Source organism: Streptomyces phaeolivaceus (genome assembly GCF_009184865.1).
Taxonomy (GTDB): domain Bacteria; phylum Actinomycetota; class Actinomycetes; order Streptomycetales; family Streptomycetaceae; genus Streptomyces; species Streptomyces phaeolivaceus.
The window spans coordinates 7,619,461-7,634,735 of record NZ_CP045096.1 but is presented as its reverse complement, the minus strand read 5'-3'; the positions used below and the strand labels follow the sequence as shown (position 1 = coordinate 7,634,735).

The following is a 15,275-nucleotide window of genomic DNA, read 5'->3' as shown; positions in this document are numbered from 1 at the left end:
GACCCCAGTCACTGGGATCGTGATCCCGGCATGCCGGGATCAACCGTAAGTGCATCTGAAGTCTTTGGAGTGACCCGTGGCTGCCAACTGCGACGTCTGCGGCAAGGGGCCGGGCTTCGGCAACAACATCTCGCACTCGCACCGCCGTACGTCCCGTCGCTGGAACCCGAACATCCAGCGCGTGCGTACCGTGGTCGGTGGGACGCCGAAGCGCGTGAACGCCTGCACCTCGTGCATCAAGGCCGGCAAGGTCTCGCGCTGACGCTCAGCCAGCGCGCGGCCACTGCCGGTTCGCCGCACAGAGCCGGTCCACCGAAGGGTGGGCCGGCTTTTTGCCGTGCCCGCACACACGGCCTCGGGGACTCCGTCCTCCCCCATCCGCCGTGCCCGTCGGGCGCCCTGCTGCCGGAATCCCGTGAATGCGGTTCGGCATCCCCGGTCCTCTCGACATACGCACCGACGACGGCACCTCGCTGGACCCGGGTGGCCCCCGCGCCCTGCTGACCCTGCTCCTGCTCCTGCTCCTGCTCGAAGCGGGCCGTACGGTCTCCGTCCGGCGCCTCACGGACGGCCTGTACGGCTCCGAACCGCCCGCCGGGGCCGCCCGACGCCCTGCAGTCCCAGATCTCCCGGCTGCGCGGACGCCTCGGCCCGCTCGCGGAGATCGAGATCACCTCCGCCGGGTACCGCCTCGCCGTCCCGCCCGACGCCGTCGACGCCCCATCTCTTCGAACGGCTGTCCAGGGAAGGGCGGGCCGCTCTCACCGCGGGGGACCGTCCCCGGGCGGCGGCACTGCTGCGTGAGGCGCTCGCCCTCCGGCGCGGCCCCGCGCTGCCCGACCTCCCCGGCGCGTACGCCGAGGTCGCGCGCCTCGACGAACTGCGGCTGGCCGCCGTACGGGACCGGATCGAGGCGGACCTCGTGCTCGGCGGCGGACCCGAACCCGTCCCCGAGGTGCGCTCGCTGCTCACCGCGCACCCGCTGAGGGAACGGCTGTACGGCCAGCTGATACGGGCGCTCCGGGCGAGCGGGCGTCCCGCCGAGGCCCTCGCCGTCTACGAGGAGGCCCGGCGCACCCTCGCCGACGAACTGGGCGCGGACAACCCGTCCCCCGACCTCGCCGCGCTCCACCTGGAGCTGCTGCGGGGCCAGGATCCCGCCGCGCACCGCCCCCGGGTACCGGCCCAACTCACCCGCTTCATCGGCCGTCACACCGAACTCACACGCATCGCCACACTGCTGTCCGGCGCGGGCCCGTCCGACGCGGGGCGGTCCGGCTCGGGCCCGTCCGGTGCCCGGCTGATCACGCTGACCGGCCCCGGCGGGGTCGACAAGACGCGGCTCGCGATCGAGGCGCGCGGGTCCGGGCGGACGCCTCCGCGCACGTCTGTGTGACCGAGCTGGCGCCCCTGACCGACGGCGCGCAGATCCCGTACGCCGTCCTCGCGGCCCTCGGCGTCCGGGAGGGCACGCGGGCGCCGGGGAGCCCCGTCGCAGGCGCCGCGGAACGGCTGCTGGCCGCCCTTGAGGAACGCGAACTGCTGCTCGTGCTCGACCACTGCGAGCACCTCGTCGAGGAGGCCGCCCGGCCCGTCGGTCTGCTGCTCGGCGGCTGCCCCGGTCTCCGGGTCCTGGCCATCAGCCGGGAGTCCCTCGGTATCACCGGCGAGATCCTCGTACCGGTCCCGCCGCTGCCCCCGGAGTCCGCCGGCCGCCTGTTCCTGGACCGCGCGCGGGCCGTACGCCCCGACCTGGGGAGCGGCTCCGGCGAGGAGCACGCGCGCGGGGCTGTGGCGGACGCGCACGCGCGCGGGGCCGACATCTGCGCCGCCCTCGCCGGTCTTCCCCTGGCCAGCGAACTGGCCGCCGCCCGGCTGCGCACCCTGTCCGTCCACGAACTCGCCGACCGCCTCGGCACCCGGCTGGACACCCACGACACCCACGCGGACAACGGCACCCACGGCCCCGCACCGGGGACCGCCGACGCCCCCGACCGCGCGGGCGCGCTGCTGGTCTTCCGGTCCGAGCGGCTGTCGTACGACCGGCGGGACGTGGCCGCGCAGAAACGGATCCTCGCCGAGCGGTTCGCGGGGATGGGCTGGGAGGGGCCGCGCGTCCTCAAGGCGCTGGAGACGGCGGACGACCTGTACTTCGACGCGATCGCCCAGATCCATGTGGACCGGCTCACCGAGGGCCGGGGGCGCTGCTCGGGGACGCGGGGTACGGCGCCACGAGGGGCGGGATGGGCACCGGTGCGGCGGTCGTCGGCGCCTACGTCCTGGCCGGTGAACTCGCCCTGGCGGGCGGGGACCACCGTACGGCGTTCGCCGCGTACGAGCCCCGGATCCGGGACTTCGCCAAGGGCTGCCAGAAGACCTCGGGCAACGCCGGGCCGTTCTTCGCGCCGCCCACCGAGCGGCGGATCCGCAGCCGGGACCGTATGTACCGACTGCCGGCCTCCCGCCCGCCGGCCGGCTTCTTCAAGCGCCTCACCGAAAGGTCGGCGACGAACATCAAGCTGCCGGAGTACCCCGTGTGAGGGCCCAGCCGTGGTCCACGGGCCCGATCCCCCCGCCGAGCGCGAACCCGGCGGCGATCGCGCCGGTGACGTACTCCTTGGCCGCCGTCACGGCCTCGGGGACGGTCCGTCCCAGGGCGAGGTGCGAGGCGATCGCGGAGGCGAGGGTGCAACCCGTGCCGTGGGTGTGCCGGTTGTCGTGCCTGGGGGCGCGCAGCCAGTGCGCGGCGGAGCCGTCGGTCAGCAGGTCGACGGCGTCGCCCGCGAGATGCCCGCCCTTGATCAGCGCCCACCGGGGCCCGTACGCCAGCACGGCCTCGGCCGCTTCCCGCATCCCGGCCTCCGACTCGACCCGTACGCCGGTGAGCTGGGCGACCTCGTCGAGGTTGGGGGTCGCGACGGTGGCCGTCGGCAGCAGTCTTTTCCGTACGGAGTCCAGCGCGGAGGCGGCGAGGAGCGGGTCGCCGTGCTTGGAGACACCGACCGGGTCGACGACCACCGGGGCGTCCGTGGTGGCCAGCAACTCGGCGACGGCCTCGACGAGTTCGGCGGAGGCGAGCATGCCGGTCTTGACCGCCCGGACGCCGATGTCGTCGACGACACTGCGGTACTGGGCCCGTACGGCCTCCACCGGAAGCTCCCAAGCGCCTTGCACGCCGAGGGAGTTCTGCGCGGTGACGGCGGTGACGACACTCATGCCGTGCACGCCGAGCGCGAGCATCGTCTTCAGGTCCGCCTGGATCCCGGCCCCGCCACCGGAGTCGGAGCCGGCCACGGTCAGGACCCGTACGGGAGCCGGACTCATGACTCGATGTCCCCGAAGTGGTCCCAGCCACCCTTGCTGGTCCAGGGCGCCCCGTCCACGGTCACCTGGGGCAGCGCGGAGGGGTTGAGGACCTCCCCGATCACCTTCCAGCGCGCGGGCAGCTTCACGTCCTGCGGGAAGGTCGCCACGATCGCGTGGTCCTCGCCGCCGGTGAGCACCCACTGGAGGGGGTCGACGCCGACGGCCTGCCCGATGTCGTGCATCTGGGTGGGGATGTCGATCGCGCCGGAGCGGATGTCGATCCGGCACTTGCTCGCCTCGGCGATGTGCCCCAGGTCCGCGATCAGCCCGTCGCTGACGTCGCACATCGCGGTCGCGCCGAGCGAGGCGGCGGCCGGGCCCGCGTGGTACGGCGGCTCGGGCCGCCGGTGGGCCTCCACGAAGGCGCGGGGCGAGCGGAAGCCCCGGGAGAGCACGGCGTGCCCGGCGGCGGACCAGCCGAGCCAGCCGGTGACGGCGACCACATCGCCGGGCTGGGCGCCGCCCCTGGTCACGGGCTCGTGGTTGCGCAGATCACCGAGCGCGGTGATCGAGATCATGATGGTGTCGCCGCGCACCACGTCACCGCCGACCACGGCCGCGCCGGCCACCTGGCACTCGTCGCGCAGGCCGTCCATCAGTTCGGTGGCCCAGGTCACCGGGAGTTCGACGGGCGCCACCAGGCCGAGGAGCAGCGCGGTGGGCACGGCGCCCATGGCGGCGATGTCCGCGAGGTTCTGCGCGGCGGCCTTGCGGCCGACGTCGTACGCCGTGGACCAGTCGCGGCGGAAGTGCCGCCCTTCCAGGAGGATGTCGGTGCTCGCCACGACCCTGCGGTCCGGCGCCGCCACCACGGCGGCGTCGTCGCCGGGGCCGACCCGGACCGCCGGGGTGGTGGTGAGCCGGGAGGTCAGCTCCCTGATGAGCCCGAACTCCCCCAGCTCGCCCACGGTGCCCTTCATCGTCGTATCGCCCCTTCTTGTGCCGCTTCCAGTGTCACAGGCGCCCGGTCGCGGGCCGTTCTCGTCCTCGGTACGGTCGAGTGGACCGTCAACTTCCGTCGTCCCCGCACCCCGGTGCGTGCGGCGCGGCCTCCACGGGTCTCCCCCTGGCGCTCGGCGACGCGATACCGTGGCGTTCCTTTTCCCGACATGATCCACATGATCCTCGTGGCCGCCCTGGAGGTTCCGTGGTACAGGCGTACATCCTGATCCAGACGGAGGTCGGCAAGGCGTCGACCGTCGCCGACACGATCAGCAAGCTCCCCGGTGTCGTCCAGGCCGAGGACGTGACGGGTCCGTACGACGTCATCGTGCGCGCCCAGGCCGACACCGTCGACGATCTCGGCCGGCTGGTGGTCGCGAAGGTCCAGCAAGTGGACGGGATCACCCGCACCCTGACCTGCCCGGTCGTGCATCTGTAGCCCCCGTCTACCCTTGGCCGGTGAACTCGTTCCGTCACCGGCGCCCCGCTCGCCTCGGGCTGCCCGTCCTCGCCATGTCGTTGATCGCCGTCGCGGGCTGCTCCTCAGCAGACGACGGCGGCTCGGCGGCGGTTCCCAGCACGGGGGCCGCCGCCGTGAAACTGTGCCGGAACCTGGACAAGGTGTTGCCGCGGAAGGTGGACGGTCTCGGCCGCCGGGATCCGCGGCCGGCCTCCGAGCTGACGGCGGGCTGGGGTGACGCGGTGATCATACTGCGCTGTGGTGTACCCCAGCCGCCCAAGATGATCGACCCCGGGGTGGCGGAGGGGCGGGACGCCGACGCGTTGGCCGGGGTGGTGGACGGGGTGAACTGGCTGATGGAGAAGCGGGACGGGGGGGCTTACCGCTTCACCACGGCGAATCGCTCCGCGTATGTGGAGGTGTCCGTGACGGCGGAGCGGGCCGCGGAGGACACGTCGCCGATCCTGGTCGGGCTGGCGCCTGCCATCAAGCAGGCGGTTCCTGAGGGAGTGGCCTCCTGAGGGGGTGCCTCGAGAGGCCGTCGGGAGGCTGCGAGCCGGATCGTGGCTGGTCGCGCCCACGCGGCGGAGCCGCACATCGACACAGCCCCGCGCCCCTTTTGGGCCTCGCGGCCCATCAGGGGCTCGTCTCAGCGCAGGCCCGTCGACCTGTGCAGCGCGGCCTGGATCAGACGGTCCACCAGTTCGCCGTACTCGACCCCGCTCGCCTTCCACATCGCCGGGTACATCGAGATCGGGGTGAAGCCGGGGAGCGTGTTGATCTCGTTGATCACGAACTCGCCGTCGTCCGTGAGGAAGAAGTCCGCGCGGACCAGGCCCTCGCAGGAGGCCGCCTCGAAGGCGTCGACCGCGAGCCGCTGGACCTCGGCGGTCTCCAACTCGGTGAGCGGGGCCGGGACGATGCCGGGCGTCGAGTCGATGTACTTGGCCTCGAAGTCGTAGTACGCGTGGGCCTCGGGCGGCGGGATCTCGGCCGGGACGGAGGCGCGCGGGCCGTCCTCGAACTCCAGGACGCCGCACTCGATCTCCCGGCCGCGCAGCGCCGCCTCGACCAGGATCTTCGGGTCGTGCCGCTGGGCCTCGGCGATCGCCTCGTCGAGCCCGGCGAGGTCGTCGACCTTGGTGATGCCGATCGAGGAGCCCGCGCGGGCCGGCTTCACGAAGAGCGGCCAGCCGTGCTCACCGGCGAGGTCGATGATCTTCTTCCGGGCGGCGGACTCGTCGAGCTGCCACTCGCGGGGCCGGATCACCACGTACGGGCCGACCTTGAGCCCGAAGGAGGTGAACACCCGCTTCATGTACTCCTTGTCCTGGCCGACGGCCGAGGCGAGGACGCCCGAGCCGACGTACGGGACACCGGACAGCTCCAGCATGCCCTGGAGGGTGCCGTCCTCGCCGTACGGACCGTGCAGGACGGGGAAGACGACGTCGACCTCGCCGAGCGCCTTGGGCACCGATCCGGGTTCGCTGTAGACGACTTCGCGGTTGGCGGGGTCGACGGGGAGCACCACACCGCCCTCCCGCGACTCGGCGAGATCCTCGACGCTCGGCGTACGGCGGTCGGTGATCGCCATGCGGTCCGGTTCGTCGGCGGTGAGGAACCAGCGGCCTTCCCGGGTGATACCGATCGGCAGGACGTCGTACTTGGTCCGGTCGATGGCCCGCAGGACGGCGCCGGCCGTGACCACGGAGATCCCGTGTTCCGAGCTTCGGCCGCCGAAGACGACGGCCACGCGCGGCTTGCGGGACGGCTGCTGAGGGCTCTGGGGGAGGTTCTCGGTGCTCATATCGCGATGAGAGTACCCGTTGGTAGGACGCCAGTCAGTGCCCGAACGGTCGCTTTCGCTCAGCGTCGCTCCGGTTTGGCACTGCGCGACATCATCTCCTTGAGGGCGACGACCGGCGGCTTGCCGTCGTGCACGATGTCGACGACCGTCTCCGTGATGGGCATGTCGACGCCGTGCCGGCGCCCCAAGTCCAGTACGGACTCACAGGACTTGACGCCCTCGGCGGTCTGCTTGGTGACCGCGATGGTCTCCTGGAGGGTCATGCCCTTGCCGAGGTTGGTGCCGAAGGTGTGGTTCCGGGAGAGCGGCGAGGAACAGGTCGCCACCAGGTCGCCGAGGCCCGCGAGTCCGGCGAAGGTGAGCGGGTCGGCGCCCATCGCGAGACCGAGCCGGGTCGTCTCGGCGAGACCGCGGGTGATGAGCGAGCCCTTGGCGTTGTCGCCGAGGCCCATGCCGTCCGCGATGCCGACGGCGAGCCCGATGACGTTCTTCACCGCGCCGCCCAGCTCGCAGCCGACGACGTCGGTGTTGGTGTACGGGCGGAAGTAGGGGGTGTGGCAGGCGGTCTGGAGCCGCTGGGCCACGGCCTCGTCGGTACAGGCGACCACCGAGGCGGCCGGCATCCGGGAGGCGATCTCCCGCGCCAGGTTCGGCCCGGTGACGACGGCGATACGGTCCTGCCCGACCTTGGCGACGTCCTCGATGACCTCGCTCATCCGCATGGCGGAACCGAGTTCGACGCCTTTCATGAGGGAGACGAGGACAGTGCCGGGGGCCAGCAGGGGCACCCATTCGGCGAGGTTGGCGCGCAGCGTCTGGGACGGTACGGACAGCACCGTGAAGTCGGCGTCGGCGGCGGCCTCGGCCGGGTCCGTGGTGGCCCGCACGTTCCCCGGGAGTTCCAGGCCCGGCAGGTAGTCGCTGTTGATCCGTGTGGAGTTGATCGCGTCCGCGACCTCCGCGCGGCGCGCCCACAGGGTGACCTCGCACCCGGCGTCGGCGAGCACCGTACCGAAGGCCGTGCCCCATGAACCGGCGCTGAACACGGCCGCCTTGACCGGCTTGCTCACTTGCCCTGCCCCTCTTCCTGACGTTCGGGACGTTGCTGCCCCCGCAACGCTCCATTGTGCTGCTCGGGCCGCCGGTGCTCGACCGCGCGGGCGGACCTGCGCCGCTGCTCGATCCGCTCCCGCTTCGGGTCGTACGGCGTCTCGGGCGCCTGCTCGCCGCGGATCTCCTCCAGCTGGCGGGTGACGGCGGCCATGATGACCTCCGTCGCGTCCTTCAGCAGGTCGGGGCTCATCTCCCGGCCGTAGAAGGCCGACAGGTCGACGGGCGGGCCGGCCAGCACATGGTGGGTCTTGCGCGGCAGGAGGCTGGGCTTCCTGGCGTACGGCGGCAGCAGTTCGTTGGCGCCCCACTGCGCGACCGGGATCACCGGGCACCTGGTCTGCAGGGCGACCCGCGCGGCGCCGGTCTTGCCGGTCATGGGCCAGCCGTCCGGGTCGCGGGTGAGGGTGCCCTCGGGGTAGAAGGCGACGCACTCGCCGCGCTCCACGGCGTCGATCGCGGCCCGGAAGGCGCTCAGCGCGTCGGTGCTCTCGCGATAGACGGGGATCTGTCCGGTGCCGCGCATCACGGCGCCGATGAATCCCTTGCCGAAGAGACCGCTCTTCGCGAGAAATCGCGGAACCCGGCCGCTGTTGTACTGATAATGGGCGTACGCAAAGGGATCGACATGCGAATTGTGGTTCACGGCGGTGATAAATCCACCCTCGGCCGGAATGTTCTCCATTCCACGCCAGTCCCGCTTGATCAGCACCACCAGGGGTGGTTTGGCGATCACCGCGGCGAGGCGGTACCAGAAGCCGATTCTCCGGCGGGGCACGCGGACACCTTCCTCTAGGACTTCCCAGGGCCTGTTCCGGGGCCCGGAGCCGCACAAGTGTCGCCCCGGGCTGCCGGTCTGTCGAGAACACCGTACGCCCCGCCCCGCGACGGTCCATTGCGCCCAGGTGACAATGGCGGCGACAAGAGAGGGACGTAACCCCCGTGCAGTGGACCCTGGTCGTACCCGTGAAGCCCTTGGCGCGGGCCAAGAGCAGACTCTCGGACACCGCCGCGGACGCGGTGCGCCCCGGCCTGGCCCTCGCCTTCGCCCAGGACACCGTGGCCGCGGCCCTGGCCGCGGCGGCGGTGCACGGTGTGGTGGTGGTCACGGACGACCCGCTCGCCGCCCGCGAACTGGCGGCCCTGGGCGCCCGCACCGTCCCCGAGAATCCCCGGAACGGCTCCCCGGACGGCCTGAACGCCGCGCTGCGGCACGGAACAGCGATGGTCCGGGATATACGCCCGCAAAGCCCCGTAGCGGCTCTGAACGCCGATCTGCCCGCTCTGCGCCCCGAGGAATTGACCCGCGTCCTGAACGCGGCAGCCGAATTCCCCCGTTCCTTCCTCCCGGACGCCGCGGGCACCGGCACCACCCTGCTCGCCGCGACCCCCGGTCATGACCTCTCCCCCGTCTTCGGCCCCGGCTCGCGCCTGCGCCACCGCCGCTCCGGCGCCGTGGAACTCGCCCCGACCGCCGTCGACTCCGTACGCCAGGACGTCGACACCGGCGACGACCTGCGCGCCGCCCTCGGTCTCGGCGTCGGTCCCCGTACGGCCGCCGCGGCCGCGCGTCTGCTGATCCCCGGCCAGTAGGCTGCGGCCATGCAGGCCACCGCGTACACCTACGACCCCGCCACCCGCACCGGCCAGGTCCTCCTGGACGACGGCACCCCGCTCCCCTTCGACGCCCCGGCCTTCGACGCGGGCGCCCTGCGTCTGCTCCGGCCGGGCCAGCGGGTCAGGATCGAGACGGACGGCGAGGCGGAGAACCCGCGCATCACCCTGATCACCCTGCAGACGTTCTGAACGGATTCCTACTCAAGGCCACGCCCTTGCACACGCCGCGGGCCGGGCTCCAAGTAACAGGGAGCCCGGCCCGGTGCGTGTGAGTACCAAGCGTTCTACGCCTGACGCGCGGCCGTCTTCTTCGCGGTCGTCTTGCGAGCCGTCGACTTCTTGGCCGGCGCCTTCTTCGCGGTGGCCTTCTTGGCCGGCGCCTTCTTCGCCGCGGTCTTCTTCGCCGCCGCCGTGGTCTTCTTGGCGGCCGTCTTCTTCGCCGCCGCCGACTTGGTCGTGGCCTTCTTGGCGGTCGTCTTCTTCGCCGTGGTCTTCTTCGCGGCGGCCGTCGTCTTCTTGGCCGCGGCGGTGGTCTTGCGGGCGGTCACCTTCTTCGCGGTGGTCTTCTTCGCCACCGCCTTCTTGACCGTCGCCGAAGCCCCACCGCTCAGGCTGCCCTTGGGCGCCTTCTTGACCGCGACCTCGCCACCGCGGGGAAGCTTCTTCGAGCCGCTCACCAGGTCCTTGAAACCCTGGCCCGCGCGGAAACGGGGCACGGAGGTCTTCTTGACCCGAACCCGCTCACCCGTCTGCGGGTTGCGGGCGTAACGGGCCGGCCGGTCGACCTTCTCGAACGAACCGAAGCCAGTGACCGACACCCGGTCGCCGGCGACGACCGCGCGGACGATGGCGTCCAGAACGGCGTCGACCGCGTCGGCGGCCTGCTGACGCCCGCCGACCTTGTCCGCAATCGCTTCTACGAGCTGCGCCTTGTTCACGTCTTCCCCTTCGGAGACATCGCCAGAACGAAAGTGTTCAAGCTTTTTCGCACGTTAGGCAGATATATACCGCAAATCAAACACGAAACGGGCTTATCACCCTTGTGCCGCAACGAACTCGGCGGTCATGGAGTTCCTTCAGCGTTCCCCCGCGGGCATTCGCCCCTCGTCGAGGTCCGTCATGAAGCTCTCCAGCCGCCTTGCCGCGTCGGCGAGATCGTGCTTGGCCACGGCCGTAATGACCAGCAGCTTCCGGGTCAGCGCCATGCGTACGCCCTCCGGGACTTGCAGTGCGCGCACTCTTGTGTGCGCTTCCTTGAGTTGGCCCGCGACCGCCGTATAGAGCTTGAGTTGGCCGTCGTGTTCCATGCACAGATTGTGCCATCTGGGGCGAGTTGTCGCCTGCGCAGGGGGCAACTGCCGTCTCCCGGGGGCCTTGGAAGCACCCCCGGCGGTGGCCGCACCATGGTGCGCGTACCCCGGCAATCGCCTTTGTAACTAGGGGAGTTGAAACCTTTCTGCACAGGACTTCGAAGGTCTCCGAACCCGAACATGGCGGTACCCCCAACCGTGCACGATTGGGGGTACCTGGGGGTGTCGCGGTGGCTGGAATCCGCCTTGCGCGGGCCGCCCGAGGGGTGGCCCGCGCCGCCGGATCAGACCTTCAGCGTCCTCGGCTTGTACGAGGGCCGCTTGGCCTCGTACGCCGAGATGTCGGCCTCGTTCTGGAGGGTGATGGAGATGTCGTCCAGGCCGTTCAGCAGCCGCCAGCGGGAGTTCTCGTCCAGCTCGAAGGAGGCGGTGACGCCCTCGGCGCGCACCTCGCGGGCCTGAAGGTCGACGGTGATCTCGGCCTGCGGGTCCTTCTCGGTGAGTTCCTGGAGCGCGTCCACGATCTTCTGCTCCAGGACGACCGTGAGCAGGCCGTTCTTGAGCGAGTTGCCGCGGAAGATGTCGGCGAAGCGGGAGGAGATGACGGCCTTGAAGCCGTAGTTCTGCAGCGCCCACACCGCGTGCTCACGGGAGGAGCCGGTGCCGAAGTCGGGGCCGGCGACCAGGACGGTGGCGCCCTCGCGCTCGGGCTGGTTGAGGATGAAGGTCTCGTCCTTGCGCCAGGCCTCGAACAGCCCGTCCTCGAAGCCGTCCCTGGTCACCTTCTTGAGCCAGTGGGCGGGGATGATCTGGTCGGTGTCGACGTTGCTGCGGCGCAGCGGGACGGCCCGGCCGGTGTGTGTGGTGAATGCTTCCATGGCTGTTCAGACTCCAGCGGGCGCGGGGGCGGTGGCGTCGGTCAGGTCGGCGGGGGACGCCAGATGGCCCAGCACGGCCGTCGCGGCGGCGACCTGCGGGGAGACCAGGTGGGTACGGCCGCCCTTGCCCTGCCGCCCCTCGAAGTTGCGGTTGGAGGTGGACGCGGAGCGCTCACCCGGGGCCAGCTGGTCCGGGTTCATGCCCAGACACATCGAGCAGCCCGCGTGCCGCCACTCGGCGCCGGCCTCCTTGAAGACGATGTCCAGGCCCTCGGAGACGGCCTGCAGACCGACCCGCGCGGAGCCCGGGACGACCAGCATCCGTACGCCGTCGGCGACTTTGCGGCCCTTGATCAGCTCGGCGGCGGCGCGCAGGTCCTCGATGCGGCCGTTGGTGCACGAACCTACGAAGACGGTGTCCACGTTGATGGACTTCAGCGGCTGGCCGGCCTCCAACCCCATGTACTCCAGGGCCTTTTCGGCGGCGAGGCGCTCCGAAGCGTCCTCGTACGAAGCCGGGTCGGGGACGGACGCCGAAAGCGGCGCGCCCTGGCCGGGGTTGGTGCCCCAGGTGACGAACGGCGCCAGCGTGGTGCCGTCGATGATCACCTCGGCGTCGAACTCGGCGTCGTCGTCCGTCCGCAGCGTCCGCCAGTACGCGACGGCCGCGTCCCAGTCCTCGCCCTCGGGGGCGTGCGGGCGGCCCTTGAGGTACGCGAAGGTGGTCTCGTCGGGGGCGATCATGCCCGCACGGGCGCCGGCCTCGATGGACATGTTGCAGATGGTCATCCGGGCCTCCATCGAGAGCTGCTCGATGGCGGGACCGCGATACTCCAGGACATAGCCCTGGCCGCCGCCCGTGCCGATCCTGGCGATGATCGCCAGGATCAGGTCCTTGGCGGTGACGCCGTCGGCCAGCTCGCCCTCGACGGTGATGGCCATGGTCTTGGGGCGGACCAGCGGCAGCGTCTGGGTGGCCAGCACATGCTCCACCTGGGAGGTGCCGATACCGAACGCCAGACCGCCGAAGGCGCCGTGCGTGGAGGTGTGGGAGTCGCCGCAGACGACGGTCATGCCCGGCTGGGTCAGACCCAGCTGCGGGCCGACGACGTGCACGACACCCTGCTCGACGTCGCCCAGCGGGTGCAGCCGCACACCGAACTCGGCGGCGTTGGCGCGCAGTGTCTCCAACTGTACGCGGGAGACCGGGTCCGCGATGGGCTTGTCGATGTCAAGGGTGGGGGTGTTGTGGTCCTCGGTCGCGATGGTCAGGTCGAGCCGGCGCACCTTGCGCCCGCTCTTGCGGAGACCGTCGAAGGCCTGGGGGCTGGTCACCTCGTGCAGCAGGTGCAGATCGATGAAGAGGAGGTCGGGCTCGCCCTCGGCGCGCCGGACGACATGGTCGTCCCAGACCTTCTCCGCGAGTGTCCTACCCATCGCTTTCCCTCCGGCCGGCTTGTCCGAGCGCCGGCCCAACTAGAGATATCGGAGGTGGCGAGCGCACGTACCCCTCGTATGAGCGCCGGCCGCCGGGCTCGTTGGTCCGCGAGCCGTTCGTTGTTCTGCTTCCAGAGTGGCAAGGTCCACGCGAAATTGAACTTGCGTTTCACAGAGTGAGACGCGAGTATCGTTGCATGGACAACAGTAGCGGCGTCGGCGTTCTGGACAAGGCGGCCCTGGTCCTGAGCGCTCTGGAGTCCGGTCCGGCCACCCTCGCGGGTCTGGTCGGCGCCACGGGACTCGCACGACCCACGGCCCACCGCCTGGCCGTGGCTCTGGAACACCACCGCATGGTGGCACGCGACATGCAGGGCCGATTCATCCTCGGTCCGCGACTGGCCGAGCTGGCCGCGGCCGCCGGCGAGGACCGCCTCCTCGCCACCGCGGGCCCGGTGCTCACCCACCTCCGCGACATCACGGGCGAGAGCGCGCAGCTCTATCGCCGGCAGGGCGACATGCGTATCTGTGTCGCCGCCGCGGAGCGGCTCTCCGGCCTGCGGGACACGGTCCCGGTCGGTTCGACCCTCACGATGAAAGCCGGTTCCTCGGCCCAGATCCTCATGGCCTGGGAGGAGCCGGAGCGGCTGCACCGCGGCCTCCAGGGCGCCCGCTTCACGGCCACGGCCCTGTCGGGGGTACGGCGCCGGGGCTGGGCCCAGTCCATCGGCGAGCGCGAGCCGGGCGTGGCCTCGGTCTCCGCGCCGGTGCGCGGCCCGTCGAACCGTGTGGTGGCCGCCGTCTCGGTATCCGGTCCCATCGAGCGCCTGACCCGCCACCCCGGCCGTATGCACGCCCAGGCGGTCATCGACGCCGCCGGCCGCCTCTCGGAGGCCCTACGCCGCACCGGCTGACCACCCCCGTCCAACCATGCGAGAAGGCCTGCCCCAACGCCGCGGCAGGCCTTTTCGCATGAGGGTCACCCCTGTCCCGTCAGGGGCGCGGGGAACTGCGCGAGCAACCACATCGAACCCGCAGCCGCCAGACCACAGCTCCCCCCACGGCGACTAGGCACCCACCCCACTCACGCACTCACCCCCGGCCGGTGGGCGAACCGCTCCTTCGCCGACCTCCCCCGCTTCTCCAGCGGCAGCGCCCCCGTCGCGGCCGCGAGCCCGAACGCGGGCATGTCCGCGTAGATCGACTCGTACGACCCCTCCGGCACCACATACGTCTCGTGCCAGAGCCCCACATGCTGTCGGCTCCCGCCCTTCCGCTCCTTGCGGTTGAGCGCCGCCCACGCCACCCGGTGGAACGCGTCGGGCGCGTGCGCGTAGCCGTAGAGCTTCTCCTTGGACTCCCAGTACTGGACGACGTAGTAGGTACGCGGCGAGGCCGTGAGCAGCACGGCGTTCAGCAGTCCCCGGCCCGGGTCCCTGCGCAGTTCCCGCAGCATCCGGGGCATCGCGGTGAGCACGGGCATCCAGTGGCGCACGGCCCAGAAGTGGTTGATCCGTACGCCGATCAGCAGGACCACCACCTCGCCCTCGGCGCCCGCGGTGGTACGGCCCGGGTTGACCCGCTTTCCGAACATGGACTCCCCCTCATTGGTGAGCGGCACTATCCGACCATCCATGTTTGGATAGTGACACTTCCCAAGGAGAGGCGCAACAGAAATGCGGCTGGCGGAGCTGAGTGAGCGCAGCGGGGTGTCCACGGCGACGATCAAGTACTACCTGCGCGAGGGGTTGTTGGCGCCGGGCCGCCAGATCAACGCGACGACGGCGGAGTACGACGAGGAGCATCTGCGGCGGCTGCGGCTGGTGCGGGCGTTGATCCAGGTGGGCAAGGTGCCGGTGGCGAACGCCCGGGAGGTGCTGAAGCACGTCGACGACGAGTCGCTGGGCCGTACGATCCGGCTCGGCGCGGCCCTGTGGGCGCTGCCCCAGGCCCCGGACCCGGACGAGGAGGACCCCGCTACGGTCGCGGCGGCGGCCGAGGTGGACCGGCTGCTGCGGACGCTGGGCTGGGAGTCGGCGCGGGAGATCGGCCCCCTCTCCCCCGTACACCGTTCGCTGGTCGCGCTGGTAGCGACACTGCTGCGGCTCGGCTATCCGTGCGATGCCGAACTGATGCGTCCGTACGCCGAGTTGATGTACCGGGCGGCCGTGCGGGACCTGGATCGTCTGGAGACCTATGAGTCCGACACGGAGAAGGTGGAGACGGCGGTCTCGTCGGCGGTGCTCTTCGAACCGGTGCTGCGCTCCTTGCACCGACTGGCCCAGGAGGTGGAGTCGGCGCGACGCTACGGGATCGAGTAGCCGGGCGGTCGAGCGGCCGGGGCGCGT

General features: G+C 71.2%; 18 protein-coding genes and 1 pseudogene. 9 read left to right on the top strand and 10 right to left on the bottom strand.

The window, feature by feature from the left end:
• Positions 1–76: 76 nt before the first annotated feature.
• The 3 genes and pseudogenes from rpmB to F9278_RS47620 all read left to right on the top strand — a co-directional run.
• Positions 77–262, top strand: coding sequence for a 50S ribosomal protein L28 (gene rpmB / locus F9278_RS35225; RefSeq protein WP_003993230.1), 186 nt, complete (start codon positions 77–79; stop codon positions 260–262).
• 57 nt (positions 263–319) lie between these two features.
• Positions 320–1,396 carry an AfsR/SARP family transcriptional regulator gene (locus tag F9278_RS47625; protein WP_319023124.1) on the top strand — a complete coding sequence of 359 codons (1,077 nt, stop codon included), beginning with the start codon at positions 320–322 and terminating at the stop codon, positions 1,394–1,396.
• A 593-nt stretch (positions 1,397–1,989) separates the two neighbouring features.
• A pseudogene (locus F9278_RS47620) lies at positions 1,990–2,540 on the top strand (FAD-dependent oxidoreductase); the annotation flags it as partial.
• Here F9278_RS47620 and thiD read toward each other — a convergent pair.
• A complete protein-coding gene (gene thiD / locus F9278_RS35210; protein ID WP_152171903.1) occupies positions 2,515–3,324 on the bottom strand; it encodes a bifunctional hydroxymethylpyrimidine kinase/phosphomethylpyrimidine kinase in 810 nt (269 codons plus the stop codon). The pseudogene F9278_RS47620 and the gene thiD overlap by 26 nt on opposite strands.
• Complete coding sequence (locus F9278_RS35205) at positions 3,321–4,286, bottom strand: thiamine-phosphate kinase (RefSeq protein ID WP_152171902.1); 966 nt, start codon at positions 4,284–4,286, stop codon at positions 3,321–3,323. The genes thiD and F9278_RS35205 overlap by 4 nt, the downstream gene beginning before the upstream one ends.
• A gap of 227 nt (positions 4,287–4,513) precedes the next feature.
• Here F9278_RS35205 and F9278_RS35200 point away from each other — a divergent pair, with 227 nt between their 5' ends.
• Positions 4,514–4,747, top strand: a complete 234-nt coding sequence (locus F9278_RS35200) for an Lrp/AsnC family transcriptional regulator (RefSeq protein WP_005479877.1) — start codon at positions 4,514–4,516, stop codon at positions 4,745–4,747.
• Positions 4,748–4,767: 20 nt separating this feature from the next.
• Positions 4,768–5,289 carry a DUF3515 family protein gene (locus tag F9278_RS35195; RefSeq protein ID WP_152171901.1) on the top strand — a complete coding sequence of 174 codons (522 nt, stop codon included), beginning with the start codon at positions 4,768–4,770 and terminating at the stop codon, positions 5,287–5,289.
• Between the two features lie 128 nt (positions 5,290–5,417).
• On the opposite strand, the gene F9278_RS35190 is transcribed toward F9278_RS35195, so the two are convergent.
• The 3 genes from F9278_RS35190 to F9278_RS35180 are packed head-to-tail and all read right to left on the bottom strand — an operon-like array spanning position 5,418 to position 8,463.
• Positions 5,418–6,575: a D-alanine--D-alanine ligase family protein gene (locus tag F9278_RS35190; RefSeq protein WP_152171900.1), complete on the bottom strand. Its 1,158-nt coding sequence runs from the start codon at positions 6,573–6,575 to the stop codon at positions 5,418–5,420.
• Between the two features lie 59 nt (positions 6,576–6,634).
• Entirely contained in the window at positions 6,635–7,645 is a 1,011-nt protein-coding gene (locus tag F9278_RS35185; RefSeq protein ID WP_152171899.1) for an NAD(P)H-dependent glycerol-3-phosphate dehydrogenase, read from the bottom strand.
• Entirely contained in the window at positions 7,642–8,463 is an 822-nt protein-coding gene (locus F9278_RS35180; protein WP_152171898.1) for a lysophospholipid acyltransferase family protein, read from the bottom strand. Before F9278_RS35180 ends, F9278_RS35185 begins: the two co-directional genes overlap by 4 nt.
• Before the next feature lie 164 nt (positions 8,464–8,627).
• Between F9278_RS35180 and cofC the strand changes: the two genes are divergently transcribed.
• Both cofC and F9278_RS35170 read left to right on the top strand, forming a co-directional pair.
• On the top strand, positions 8,628–9,278 hold the full coding sequence (gene cofC, locus F9278_RS35175; protein ID WP_152171897.1) for a 2-phospho-L-lactate guanylyltransferase: 651 nt from the start codon (positions 8,628–8,630) through the stop codon (positions 9,276–9,278).
• A gap of 9 nt (positions 9,279–9,287) precedes the next feature.
• A complete protein-coding gene (locus F9278_RS35170; protein WP_152171896.1) occupies positions 9,288–9,491 on the top strand; it encodes a hypothetical protein in 204 nt (67 codons plus the stop codon).
• A 95-nt stretch (positions 9,492–9,586) separates the two neighbouring features.
• Here F9278_RS35170 and F9278_RS35165 read toward each other — a convergent pair whose 3' ends face one another.
• From F9278_RS35165 to leuC, 4 genes are all read right to left on the bottom strand, one after another.
• On the bottom strand, positions 9,587–10,240 hold the full coding sequence (locus tag F9278_RS35165; RefSeq protein ID WP_152171895.1) for an HU family DNA-binding protein: 654 nt from the start codon (positions 10,238–10,240) through the stop codon (positions 9,587–9,589).
• A 138-nt stretch (positions 10,241–10,378) separates the two neighbouring features.
• On the bottom strand, positions 10,379–10,609 hold the full coding sequence (locus F9278_RS35160) for an SCO5555 family protein (RefSeq protein ID WP_152171894.1): 231 nt from the start codon (positions 10,607–10,609) through the stop codon (positions 10,379–10,381).
• A gap of 287 nt (positions 10,610–10,896) precedes the next feature.
• Positions 10,897–11,490 carry a 3-isopropylmalate dehydratase small subunit gene (leuD, locus tag F9278_RS35155; protein WP_152171893.1) on the bottom strand — a complete coding sequence of 198 codons (594 nt, stop codon included), beginning with the start codon at positions 11,488–11,490 and terminating at the stop codon, positions 10,897–10,899.
• Between the two features lie 6 nt (positions 11,491–11,496).
• Positions 11,497–12,927: a 3-isopropylmalate dehydratase large subunit gene (leuC, locus tag F9278_RS35150; protein ID WP_152171892.1), complete on the bottom strand. Its 1,431-nt coding sequence runs from the start codon at positions 12,925–12,927 to the stop codon at positions 11,497–11,499.
• A 197-nt stretch (positions 12,928–13,124) separates the two neighbouring features.
• On the opposite strand from leuC, the gene ndgR reads away from it, so the two are divergent.
• Positions 13,125–13,841, top strand: coding sequence for an IclR family transcriptional regulator NdgR (gene ndgR / locus F9278_RS35145; RefSeq protein WP_003993203.1), 717 nt, complete (start codon positions 13,125–13,127; stop codon positions 13,839–13,841).
• A gap of 170 nt (positions 13,842–14,011) precedes the next feature.
• Here ndgR and F9278_RS35140 read toward each other — a convergent pair whose 3' ends face one another.
• Positions 14,012–14,521 (bottom strand): DUF4188 domain-containing protein, encoded by a 510-nt coding sequence (locus F9278_RS35140; protein ID WP_152174317.1) that lies wholly within the window; start codon positions 14,519–14,521, stop codon positions 14,012–14,014.
• An 82-nt stretch (positions 14,522–14,603) separates the two neighbouring features.
• Here F9278_RS35140 and F9278_RS35135 point away from each other — a divergent pair, with 82 nt between their 5' ends.
• Positions 14,604–15,248 (top strand): MerR family transcriptional regulator, encoded by a 645-nt coding sequence (locus F9278_RS35135; RefSeq protein WP_152171891.1) that lies wholly within the window; start codon positions 14,604–14,606, stop codon positions 15,246–15,248.
• Positions 15,249–15,275 lie beyond the last annotated feature (27 nt).

Coding starts and splice junctions, on each gene's coding strand:
- thiD (WP_152171903.1), bottom strand. CDS start 3,324: ATGAGTCCGGCTCCCGTACGGGTCCTGACCGTGGCCGGCTCCGACTCC.
- F9278_RS35205 (WP_152171902.1), bottom strand. CDS start 4,286: ATGAAGGGCACCGTGGGCGAGCTGGGGGAGTTCGGGCTCATCAGGGAG.
- F9278_RS35190 (WP_152171900.1), bottom strand. CDS start 6,575: ATGAGCACCGAGAACCTCCCCCAGAGCCCTCAGCAGCCGTCCCGCAAG.
- F9278_RS35170 (WP_152171896.1), top strand. CDS start 9,288: ATGCAGGCCACCGCGTACACCTACGACCCCGCCACCCGCACCGGCCAG.
- F9278_RS35160 (WP_152171894.1), bottom strand. CDS start 10,609: ATGGAACACGACGGCCAACTCAAGCTCTATACGGCGGTCGCGGGCCAA.
- leuD (WP_152171893.1), bottom strand. CDS start 11,490: ATGGAAGCATTCACCACACACACCGGCCGGGCCGTCCCGCTGCGCCGC.
- leuC (WP_152171892.1), bottom strand. CDS start 12,927: ATGGGTAGGACACTCGCGGAGAAGGTCTGGGACGACCATGTCGTCCGG.
- ndgR (WP_003993203.1), top strand. CDS start 13,125: ATGGACAACAGTAGCGGCGTCGGCGTTCTGGACAAGGCGGCCCTGGTC.
- F9278_RS35140 (WP_152174317.1), bottom strand. CDS start 14,521: ATGTTCGGAAAGCGGGTCAACCCGGGCCGTACCACCGCGGGCGCCGAG.
- F9278_RS35135 (WP_152171891.1), top strand. CDS start 14,604: ATGCGGCTGGCGGAGCTGAGTGAGCGCAGCGGGGTGTCCACGGCGACG.